This is a genomic window from Stenotrophomonas sp. STEN038, from assembly GCF_056759895.1.
On the sequence record NZ_JBRRDW010000032.1, the window covers coordinates 43,877 to 55,192 of the forward strand.

An 11,316-nucleotide genomic window follows, 5' to 3' on the forward strand; every position below is an offset into this window, starting at 1 on the left:
GTTGTACCGCGTGGGGCGTTGATGCGCTGCATGGCTGGAGCCAGTAGCACACGAGGATGAGGGCGTCAGGGATTCCGTCCCGAGGGCGGAATCTGCCGATGTCAGAGCAGGGAACAACCGATGGCCGATATAAATCTGGACGCCGCCACCACGCCCGAAGGCGGTTCCATCGCTGACCAGGCGGTGGCGCAGGGCGGTGCCTATGAAGTGCTGCGCAAACGTCTGAGCGATCAGGGTGCACGCCTGCGGCAGGTGGTGGAAGCGCTGAACCAGCGTCGCTTGCAGGAGTTCGGCGATAGCCGGATGGAAGTGATCGGGCGTTTCCGTATCCGCAGCGAGAACAACTGCGTTGGCCGCGATGTGGTGCAGGTCGGCGATGACCTGCTGTTGTTCGGCTACAACGTCTTCATCGGCTTGAAGACCCAGACCCGCATCGAAGACGTGTTTGGGCTCTATCGCCTGGTCGAAGGTACCGAGGGCTACGACGTTACCCCGGTTGACCTGAAAAGCAGCTTCCTGTCGCAGGCCGGCTTCGTCCATGACTTCGGCGAGCTCTACGCGTACTACAAGAATGCGCGTCTGCTGCAGCTGATCGTGCGCGACGGCAAGTTGCTGGCCGCGTTCCAGATCGGTGAGCGCAGCACCGACGTGCGTGTATTCCGTTGGGCGATGGCGCCCAGCGGCGAACTGACCTATATCGATGCACGTGGCGAGCGCGATATCGCGCTGCCGCCGCCATTCGACTTCGAGTGGGTGCGTGCCGGTCGCGATATGTTGATCAGTGGCCGCTTCCCGCACCTGAACATCCTCGACACCATCTTCGTCGAGACCACCGGCGGTGATCTGACCATCAAGGTCGAGAACAACACCGAGACCGGCCAAGGCGTCTACAGCGAGCCGGTCGAGGACAGCACCCAGTCGGTAGACGACGCCACCATTGATTTCGCCAAGGTCGGCTCGCTGATCCTGCTGAAGATCCAGCCTTACCGCGAAGATACCTGGCGCGGCCTGATCTACAACACGCTGACCGGCAAGGTGGTGCGCAACGACGCCATCGTGCAGGCCTGCGTGCAGCTGCCTGATGACCATGGCGTCATCTTTCCCGGCGGCTATTACCTGCAAAGCGGCGAACACAAAGCCTTCGACGCCTCGATGCAGGGCATGCGCTACAAGCGCTCGATCCGCTCGCCCAATGGCGAGGACATGCTGTACATCTTCTACGAGCGTGAAGCCGGCAAATCGGCGCTGTTCGTCTACAACAGTATCCAGCGCGTGCTGCAGAACCCAGTGTTCGGCATGGGCTATGCCTTCATGCGCGATGGCCGCATGGTGCTGTTCAACGCCGAGAACGAAGAGCCCACACGCGTCCACCCGATGCAGGTGTGGCAGACCCCCTTCAGCAGTGATGAGTTTGCTGCCCACACGCCTACAGGCACCAGTTTCATGGCCCGCATCGGCAATGCCGAACTGGTGCGCGGCATCTCCAATCTGCTTGATCTTGGTCGTGAGATCGACAGCCGTGAAGTGTCGCTGCCGCGCTACGAGCTGCTGACCCACAATGCGCGTCGCCTGTTCGATACCCACCATTGGCTGGATGACGCCAATTGCGACGGTGCGGCAACGCTGCTGCGTGAGATCAGCGCGACCGGCGAATCGATGCTCGACGAGTACGAAAAGGTCGAGAGCATACGCAAGCAATCAGCGCAGGCAATGGCCGAGGTCACCGCTGCACACAAGACACTGCTGGGGCGCCTGCAGCCGCAGAATTGGCTGAAGATCGGCGAGTTCGTCGAATCGCTGGGCGACATCGGCAAGCTGCGTGGGCGCCTGCTGACCGTGCGCGACTTCCGCTACGTCGACGTTGCATCCATCGATGCGATGAACGTTTCGCTGCAGGACGCGCATGATCGGGTTGGCACGGCAGCCGGTGAGTTCCTTGGCAGTGACAAGGCGCTGCAGCCGTTCGCCGACCGACTGCAGGAGCTGGACGCCGCCGCGCAGGTGGCGCAGACCGCCAAGCAGCTGTCCGAGCAGATCGCGCAGATGCAGGTGATGTCGGGTGACCTGGACATGCTGTCCGAGCTGATGGCCAGCCTGAAGGTGGACGATGCCGCGCAGCGTACGCGCGTGGTCGAAGCCATCTCCGCCATCTACGCCAAGCTCAACCAGGCCCGCGCGCGTGCCGACCAGCGCCGCCGCTCGCTGGGCTCGGCCGAAGCCGTGGCTCAGTTCGGCGCACAGTTCTCCTTGTTCAGCCAGGCCATCACCAGCGCCTTGGGGCTGGCGACCGATCCGGAGCGTGCCGACGAGCAGCTGTCGCGCCTGATGGTGCAGCTGGAGGAACTGGAGAGTCAGTTCGGCGAGCACGAACAATTCCTTGGCGACATCCTCAACAAACGCGAGGAGCTGCTCGATACCTTCGAGTCGCACAAGCAGACGCTGCTGGATGCACGCCAGCGCAAGGCGCAGTCGGTACTGGATGCAGCCAACCGCATCCTTGATGGCCTGGCCAAGCGCACCGAGCGCTTCACCACCGTTGATGAGCTGAATGCTTTCTTCGCCGGTGACCCGCTGATCCTGAAACTGCGCGAGCTGGCCGAGCGTCTGCGCGACTACAAGGACAGCGTCAAGGCTGACGACGTCGAGGCGCGGCTCAAGGGCGTGCGCGATCAGGCGGTGCGGGCGCTGCGTGACCGCAGTGATCTATTCGAAGGCGGTGGCAACATCATCCGCCTGGGTCGGCACCGGTTCAGCGTCAACACCCAGCCGCTGGACTTGACCATCCTGCCGCGCGGCGATGGACTGGCCGTGCATCTGACCGGCACCGATTACTACGAAGCGATTGTTGATGCGGAGTTGGAAGAACTGCGCGACTACTGGCCGGTGACGCTGGATTCGGAATCGGCGACGCTGTGCCGTGGCGAGTATCTGGCAGGTTTGCTGCTGGATGCGGCCATCAATGGACGCGACGGCTTGAGCATCGACTTGTTGTTGCGCGAAGCCGCACAGGCCGACGCGTTGGCCAAACGGGTGCGCGACTTCGCTGCGCCGCGTTACCGCGAAGGTTACGAGAAGGGCATCCACGATCACGATGCCACGATGATATTGCAGGCGGTGCTGCCGCTGTACCAGGCTGCAGGTTCGCTGGTGCATGCAGCCGGTCCGCGTGCACTTGCCTTGCTGTTCTGGGCGCGCGAGGGCAAGCGTGAAGAAGTGAGTCAGTGGCTGGAACGTGCAGCCGGTGCGTTCGCCATCGCCAAGCTGTTCAATGTGCGAGACGGGCTCGAAGCCTTGCGCGCGGAGATCGCGTTGGCATTGGCGGCCTTCCAGGAAGAGCACGGCTTGCCGTTCGATAGCGGTGTCCCGGTGTTGGCCGCCGAGTATCTGTTGGCAGAACTGGCGAACGGCGAGCCGAACTTCGCCTTCAGTGGTTACGCACGCCAGCTGCTTACCGGCCTGCGCGAGCAGCTGCAGGCCGCTGGCCAGGCTGATGCATTCGATCGCAGCCTGCAGCGCTTGAATACGCGTCTTGCCCTGCAATGGGCACAGGCGGTGCAATGGTTGCAGGCCATGTGCGGACAGCCGAAGTTTGCCGCCATGGCGGGTTACGTGCCGGAAGCGGCAGCGATGCTGCTGGGTGAGCGTGCCCTGCGCAGCCAGGTGCGCGAGGTGACCTTGATCGCTGATGTCGGCGGCCTGCTCGGTGAGCATGCGCGCATTGCGCAGGGCCATCTGCAGTTGGCGGTGGATGATTTCCTGCAGCGCTGGCAGTCGCATCGCCGCCAGTTCCAACCCGGCTTCGAGCGCTACCAAGCCTTGCGTCACCGCATCAGTGCGCGCGAGCGCGACTCCCTGCGCTTGAGCGAGTTCCAGGCGCGGCCGCTGAGCTCATTCGTCCGCAACAAGCTGATCAACGATGTCTACCTGCCCATCATCGGCGACAACCTCGCCAAGCAGATGGGCACGGTGGGCGAGAACAAACGCAGCGACCTGATGGGCCTGCTGATGATGATCAGTCCGCCCGGCTACGGCAAAACCACGCTGATGGAGTACGTGGCCAACCGGCTTGGTCTGGTCTTCATGAAGATCAACGGCCCGGCATTGGGTCATGAGGTGCGCTCGCTGGACCCGGAGCAGGCACCGGATGCCACCTCGCGACAGGAGCTGCACAAGCTCAATCTGGCTCTGGAAATGGGCAACAACACCATGCTGTATGTCGACGACATCCAGCACACCCATCCGGAATTCCTGCAGAAATTCATCTCACTGTGCGATGGCACCCGGCGTATCGAAGGTGTCTGGAAGGGCCGCACCAAGACCTATGATTTGCGCGGCAAGAAGTTCTGCGTGGTGATGGCTGGCAACCCGTACACCGAGTCCGGCGAAGTATTCAAGGTGCCGGACATGCTGGCCAACCGTGCCGACATCTACAACCTCGGTGATGTGCTCGGTGGCATGGAAGACGCCTTCAAGCTCAGCTACATCGAGAACAGCCTGACTTCCAGCCAGGTGCTGGCGCCGATGGCGACCCGCGACCTGGCCGACCTCTACCTGCTGGTCGACAAGGCCGGCGGCAAGGAGGTGTCCACCAATACGCTCAGCCATGCGTATAGCGGCGCGGAGATCAATGAGATCGTCGCCACCCTGCAGCGGCTGATGCAGGTGCGCGAGGTGGTCTACCGGGTCAACCAGCAGTACATCGCCAGTGCCGCGCAGGCCGACAAATACCGTGTCGAGCCGCCGTTCCGGCTGCAGGGCAGCTACCGCAACATGAACAAGCTGTCGGAGAAGATCTCGCCGGTGATGAATGCCGCCGAGCTGCAGCAGCTGGTCACCGATCATTACCTGGGTGAATCGCAGCTGCTGACCAGCGGTTCCGAGGAAAACCTGCTCAAGCTGGGTGAGCTGCGCGAGGTGTTGGATGCGACGCAGCTGGCGCGCTGGGAGCAGATCAAGCGTGACTTCATGCGTGACAAGGCGATGGGTGGCGACGATGCCGATACCGGCGCGCGCATGGTGGCGCAGCTTGCCGATATCGCCAGTGGCTTGCAGGGTTTGCGTGCCGAAGAGCCCACACCGGTTGCACCGGTCGCGCCGCAGGTCGAGGCCCCGTGGGAGCAGATCGTGGCCTTGTTGCAGTCGGTTGCAGAGCGCCCCGCAGCGGTGGTCGCACCGCAGCCCGCAACAGCGGCGCCGGTTGCACCAGTGCAGGATCTGACCCCGCTGTTGCAGGTGCTGGCCGCCGCACAGCAGCGGCAGGGCGAAGTCGGCGAAGCCCTGGCCGGGCTGGCTGCACAGTTGCAGGAGTGGTTGTCGAAGGAAGCCGGCAGCAGCAAGCCGACGCCACGCGTGCGGCGTGCACGCACACCGGAGGAAAAGGCGCTGGATGAAGCACTGATGCGGCATTTCTACGGTGGCAACGTGGTGGTGCCGGGGCAGCAGGGCAGTCGCGGCAATGAAGCAGCGGACGATGCCTGATCCAGCGCCGTCGCTGTTGCCGCTTCCGCCGCAGCCAGCATTGCTGGCCGATGACGGGCTGGCCGTGGCCAGCTACGGAGCGGAACTGCTGACTGCAGTCGAGCAGTTGCTTGGCCCCGCAGCGGCCGGCACCGCCGCCGCACGGCTGGTCGCGGAGATGAACAACATCCGTGAAGCAATGTCGGCGGCCGATGGTCGCCATATCCGCCGTTCGGTGGGTTTGCTCGGTCGGTTGCTGGGGCGTGATGTCGAGGCGCAGGCACGGGCCGAGCAGCTGGCGTCCCAGCTCGACGTCTGCCTGCTGCGTGCCGATGCCTGTGTACAGGCCTTGCAGCAGGAGCTGGGCCAGCATCTGCAGCTGGCGACCCGGGTGCAGATGGCGGTGGTTGCCATCGATGACTGGGCGGCTGCCGGCGAGGCAGTTCGTCCGCCGGACGAGCCACTGGCGCAGGCTGCGCTGCAGCGACGGCTGCAGCATCTGCGCGGGCTGGCCCGCCTGCGCGACAGCGAGGCCGGGCAGTTGCGCCTGCTGCATGCGCAGGGCGTGGAGCTGATCGAGCGCTACCTGCGTATCCGTGATGTGCTGCTGCCGCTATGGCGGCAGCAAGGCCTGGCCGGTCGTGCCGCTAACAAGCAGGCCCAGCTGGCGCAGGCCAATGAGGTGCAGGCCCGGATTCTCGACGAGGTGACAGCCATGCAGGCTAGACTGCGCTGAGAACCATCCTGCACATGATTGCTCGCGCGCCGCTTCGTCCCACTTGCTCAAGGAGAACTGCTGATGACCCAGGACACGCTGCCACTGCCGGCCGGCCCTTCCGCCGATGTTGATGGCACCACGCTGGTCGCCTTGGGGCTGAGCGAAGCCGACCGCCCGCAGATCGCGCAGATCGTGCGCACGCTGGACGACATCAGCCCGGGCAATCTGCATGTATTCGGTCGTGATGCGGCGGGCAAAAGTGCGGCCTTCTCCAGTCAGCTGTTGGACCACGTGCGCAACCGCGACCTGGATGCCTCGGGCGAGAAGCTCGGTGAGGTCGTGCGTATCGCCCGCTCGCTGAAGTTGGATGGCTTGAACGAGCGTTCCAAAGTGCCGGTGATCGGTGGCCTGATCGACCGCATGCGCGCTTCCAAAGGCGAGCTGGTGCAGAAGTTCAGCGACACCAACCAGCAGATCGAGAGCCTGCTGCGTGATGTTGGCGCGCAGCAGGCGCAGATGGGGCAGCGTGTCGGTGAGTTCGACCGCATGCATGCCATTGTCCGCGACGAGCGCCAGAGTCTCGGCCTGCACATCGCCGCCGGCAAGCAGCGGTTGGCTGAGCTCAACAACGAATTGCACGCGCTGGTTGGGATTGAGGATCCGCAGTCGCGTATTCGTCGAGGTGAGATCGACAACGCGATCCGCCTGCTCGACAAGCGCGTGGGCGACCTGACCGTCATGCAGCATGCGGCCGATCAGTCGCTGCCGATGATCCGTCTGATCCAGGCCAATGCGATCCAGCTGATCGAGAAGTTCAACGCTGTCCGCGACATCACCATTCCGTCGTGGAAGCGCCAGTTCGCCATCCAGCTGTCGCTGGGCGAGCAGAAGAATGCGGTGGATCTGTCCAATGCCATCGACGATGCCACCAATGAGCTGATGCGCCGCAACGCCGATCTGATGCGCCAGACCTCGGTGGAAACGGCCAAGGCCAACCAGCGTGCAGTGATCGATGTGGCGACCCTGCGCCATGTGCACGAGCAGTTGATCGCCACGGTGGAAGAGGTGCGCAATATCCACCGCGAGGGCATGCAGCAGCGGCAGCAGGCGGAAGTGGAGTTGGCGCGCCTGCGCGAAGATGTGCAGCAGCGGCTGGCGCAGCCGACGCAAGGAAGTTGATTGTAGGAGCGGCACAGTTGGCAGTTGTGGGAGCGGCGTAAGCCGCGAAGCCACAGGTGCATCGGATGCCAGCGCCGTTGCTCCCTCCCTTTTGCGCAGCAAAGGGGAGGGTTGGGGAGGGGTAAGCCCTCAGGCCTTTCAAGCACCGCCAGCTTCGCGGCTTACGCCGCTCCTACAACAGCTGCTTGCGCAGCCATTCCGCCAATGCAGCCACACGCGGGTCCTGCTGATCGCCGGCAGTGCACAAGGCCCAGCAGCCATCCGTTTCAACAAATCCCCACGGCGCAATCAGGCGCCCGTTGACCAGGTCGTCAGCCACCAGGGGCTCCGGCGCAATCGCTATGCCCAATCCGGCGACCGCCGCCTCAAGCATGTAATACAGGTGCTCCAGGCCGGTCCCATAAGTCAGCGCATCTGCATCAATGCCATTGCGTGCAGCCCAGGCCGGCCAGGCCTGGGGTCGCGAGCGCGTATGCAGCAGCGAGTGGTCACGCACCGCTTCGACAGGCTGCCGGGCTAATACATGCGCACCATGCATCGAAGGGCTGAACACCGGGCCGATCCGTTCGGCTGCCAGCGTGTGTACCTGCCAACCAGTAGGCCAAGGCGCCTGGCCCAGCATCAGCGCGGCATCCAGCCCATCCAGGCGCGGGGCGAAATCGCCATCCTGTGCTGCCAGGTGCAGGGTCAGGCCGGGCAGGTCACGTTGCAGGTCCTGCAGGCGCGGGATCATCCAGCGTGCCAACAGGCTGCCAGGGCAGCCCAGCACGAAGGCATCAGTGCGCTGCGGTCGTCGCAGCGAGGAAATGCAGTCACGCAGCTGCGAGAACGCGCCGGAGGTCGCTTCCAGCAAGCGATGACCGGCGGCGCTGGGGCGGATGCCGCGGCCGTCGCGTTCAAACAGGACCAATCCCAGTTCTTCCTCCAATGCACGCAACTGGCGGCTCACCGCGCCGTGGGTGACATGCAGCTCGGCGGCGGCTTGGCTGACACTGCGCAGGCGTGCCGCAGCCTCGAAGGCGCGCAAGGCATTGAGCGAGGGCAGGGATTGGTTGGTCTTCATGTGAGTTTTTCTAACATGTGGTCGCCGAATTATCCATTTTTATGTCATCGGCGCTGCGTTAGAGTGCTTGCCTGTTCCTTGTAGCCGTGACGTCATGACTGATTCGTCGATCTCCGATTTCCACGCTTTCCCCGATGCGCGTGGTCACTTTGGCCGCTTTGGTGGCAGCTTTGTCGCCGAAACCCTCGTGGGGCCGCTGCAGGAACTGGCAGCCGCCTACGACCAGGCGCGGATTGATCCGTCCTTCATTGCCGCCTACGACAAGGACCTGAAGCATTACGTGGGTCGCCCCAGCCCCATCTACCACGCCGAGCGCCTGAGCAAGGACGTCGGCGGCGCGCAGATCCTGCTCAAACGTGAGGACCTGAACCACACCGGCGCGCACAAGGTGAACAACACCATTGGCCAGGCCTTGCTGGCCGCGCGCATGGGCAAGACCCGCATCATTGCCGAGACCGGTGCCGGCCAGCATGGCGTGGCCTCGGCCACGGTTGCCGCGCGCCTGGGCCTGGAATGCGTGGTCTACATGGGTGCCACCGATATCGAGCGGCAGAAGATCAACGTCTACCGGATGAAACTGCTCGGTGCCACCGTGGTGCCAGTCACCAGTGGCTCGGCCACGCTCAAGGACGCGCTCAATGAAGCGATGCGCGATTGGGTCACCAATGTGCGTGACACTTTCTACATCATCGGTACCGTCGCCGGCCCGGACCCGTACCCGCGGATGGTGCGTGACTTCAATGCCATTGTCGGTCGTGAAGCGCGCGCGCAGATGCTGGAGGACTATGGTCGCCTGCCCGATGCGATCACTGCCTGCGTTGGTGGCGGCTCCAATGCCATCGGCCTGTTCCATGCCTTCCTCAATGATCGCGAGGTCAAGATCTACGGTGCCGAGGCTGCGGGCGATGGCATCCATACCGGCCGCCACGCCGCATCCATCTCGGCCGGTCGCCCGGGCGTGCTGCACGGCAACCGCACCTATGTACTGTGCGATGACGATGGCCAGATCACCGAAACCCATTCGATCTCCGCTGGCCTGGATTACCCGGGCGTCGGCCCCGAGCATTCCTTCCTGTCCGATACCGGCCGCGCGCAGTACGTGGGCATCACCGATGAGGAAGCGCTGGCCGCCTTCCATCGCCTGACCCGCATCGAAGGCATTCTGCCGGCGCTGGAATCCAGCCATGCGGTTGCCCATGCGATCAAGCTGGCGCGCGAGCTGCCGAAGGACGCCTTGGTGCTGTGCAATCTGTCCGGTCGCGGTGACAAGGACGTACACACCATCGCCGCGCGCGAAGGGCTGGTGCTGTGACGGCCGCTTCCCCGGGTACGCGTATGTTGCGCACGCCATTGCTGCTGGGCCTGGTTGCGGTCTTGGCAGCATGCGCGCCCAGCGCCCCTGCGCCGCCGGAGCCGGTTGCTCCTGCGCCGCCACCGGCCGCACCCGTTGCCCCCGCCGCGGCAAAGCCGTCCCCGGCACCGGCGGCGACGCCTGCTGCCAGCGCATCGGCTGGGCTGGCGCAGCTGGGTGAGCTGCGCATCGGCGCGCCGTTCGGCAAGGCGCCGGGCGACAAGGCCTTCGTCTCGCAAGGCATGCGTGAAGCGTTGGAGGGGGACTGCGAGTACTACGACAAGGGCTCGCTGCCCGACAACATCTCGATGATGGTGATCGCCGATCGCATCGTGCGTTTCGAAGTGAATGCCCCCTTCGAGCCGGGCCAGCAGGTTACCGACCCCGCGCCGGGCGCCGTGGTGACACCGTTCTATCTGTGGGTGGGCATGACAGTCCCCAATGCAAAAAAGCGTCTGCCGGGCGTAGTGACCAGTCCGCATGCGTACAACTCGCCAAACGGCGATTACCTGACCTGGACCGACAAGGCCGCCAACCTGGCGCTGCGTCTGGAAACACTTGATGGCCTGATCACCGCCATTTACTGGGGTCAGCCTGATGCGGTCGAACTGATTGAAGGATGTGCCTGAGATGGCTGTTACCCGAATTGACGAATGCTTCGCGCGCCTGCGCGCCTCCGGCCGCAAGGCGCTGATTCCCTTCATCACTGCCGGCGATCCATCGCTGGAGGCAACCGTGCCGGTGATGCATGCGCTGGTTGAGGCTGGCGCTGATGTGATCGAGCTGGGTGTGCCGTTCTCGGACCCGATGGCTGATGGCCCGACCATCCAGCGTAGCTCCGAGCGCGCCCTGGCGCGTGGGGCAGGGCGGCAATACGTACTCGATACCGTGGCGCAGTTCCGCCAGACCGACGCGACCACCCCGGTGGTGTTGATGGGCTATCTCAACCCGGTCGAGATCCGTGGTTATGCGCCCTATGCCGAAGAGGCTGTGGCGGCAGGCGTGGACGGCATTCTGCTGGTTGACCTGCCACCGGAAGAGGCCGATGAGCCACGTGCGGCATTCGCCGAAGCCGGGTTGGCCTTGATTCTGTTGGCTTCGCCGACCAGTAGCGACGCCCGTCTGGACAGTCTGTGCCACGCGGCGCAGGGCTATCTGTACTACGTCAGTTTTGCCGGCGTGACCGGTGCCTCCGAGCGCCTGGACAGTTCCGCCGCAGGCGAGCGCCTGCGCTTGTTGCGCAGCCGTTCCAGCGCGCCGGTGGTGGCTGGTTTCGGCATCAAGGATGCGGCCAGCGCAGCGGCGATGGCGGTGGATGCCGATGGCGTGGTGGTTGGTAGTGCGTTGGTCTCGGCAATAAGTGAGACGGCGGACCCGGTGACTGCCGCCGCAACGTTCCTCAAGCCGCTGCGCGAAGCCCTGGATCGCTGAGCAGCGCGACCTGTAGTGGCGGGGCCAGGGGGGACGGGGCGGTGGCCCGCGCGGGCCCGGGCCGCGCCCGGGGGCGGGCGGCCCGCCCCCCGCCCGGCGGCCCACAAACCGACCACG

At 64.4% G+C, this 11,316-nt stretch carries 7 protein-coding genes; 6 read left to right on the plus strand and 1 reads right to left on the minus strand.

What is annotated here, in order from left to right:
* Positions 1 to 120: 120 nt before the first annotated feature.
* From ACVOLS_RS13905 to ACVOLS_RS13915, 3 genes are all read left to right on the plus strand, one after another.
* Complete coding sequence (locus tag ACVOLS_RS13905) at positions 121 to 5,478, plus strand: DNA repair ATPase (protein ID WP_481546078.1); 5,358 nt, start codon at positions 121 to 123, stop codon at positions 5,476 to 5,478.
* On the plus strand, positions 5,471 to 6,193 hold the full coding sequence (locus ACVOLS_RS13910; protein WP_481546079.1) for a hypothetical protein: 723 nt from the start codon (positions 5,471 to 5,473) through the stop codon (positions 6,191 to 6,193). The genes ACVOLS_RS13905 and ACVOLS_RS13910 overlap by 8 nt, the downstream gene beginning before the upstream one ends.
* Positions 6,194 to 6,256: 63 nt before the next feature.
* Positions 6,257 to 7,354: a toxic anion resistance protein gene (locus ACVOLS_RS13915; protein WP_481546080.1), complete on the plus strand. Its 1,098-nt coding sequence runs from the start codon at positions 6,257 to 6,259 to the stop codon at positions 7,352 to 7,354.
* A 172-nt stretch (positions 7,355 to 7,526) separates the two neighbouring features.
* Here ACVOLS_RS13915 and ACVOLS_RS13920 read toward each other — a convergent pair whose 3' ends face one another.
* The gene (locus ACVOLS_RS13920; RefSeq protein ID WP_481546081.1) at positions 7,527 to 8,417 is read right to left on the minus strand and encodes a LysR family transcriptional regulator; all 891 of its coding nucleotides are present in this window, start codon (positions 8,415 to 8,417) and stop codon (positions 7,527 to 7,529) included.
* 94 nt (positions 8,418 to 8,511) lie between these two features.
* Between ACVOLS_RS13920 and trpB the strand changes: the two genes are divergently transcribed.
* The 3 genes from trpB to trpA are packed head-to-tail and all read left to right on the plus strand — an operon-like array spanning position 8,512 to position 11,199.
* Positions 8,512 to 9,729, plus strand: a complete 1,218-nt coding sequence (gene trpB, locus ACVOLS_RS13925; protein WP_481546082.1) for a tryptophan synthase subunit beta — start codon at positions 8,512 to 8,514, stop codon at positions 9,727 to 9,729.
* Positions 9,730 to 9,752: 23 nt separating this feature from the next.
* Positions 9,753 to 10,397: a hypothetical protein gene (locus ACVOLS_RS13930; protein WP_481546083.1), complete on the plus strand. Its 645-nt coding sequence runs from the start codon at positions 9,753 to 9,755 to the stop codon at positions 10,395 to 10,397.
* 1 nt (position 10,398) lies between these two features.
* On the plus strand, positions 10,399 to 11,199 hold the full coding sequence (gene trpA, locus ACVOLS_RS13935; protein WP_481546084.1) for a tryptophan synthase subunit alpha: 801 nt from the start codon (positions 10,399 to 10,401) through the stop codon (positions 11,197 to 11,199).
* The last annotated feature ends 117 nt before the right edge of the window (positions 11,200 to 11,316 follow it).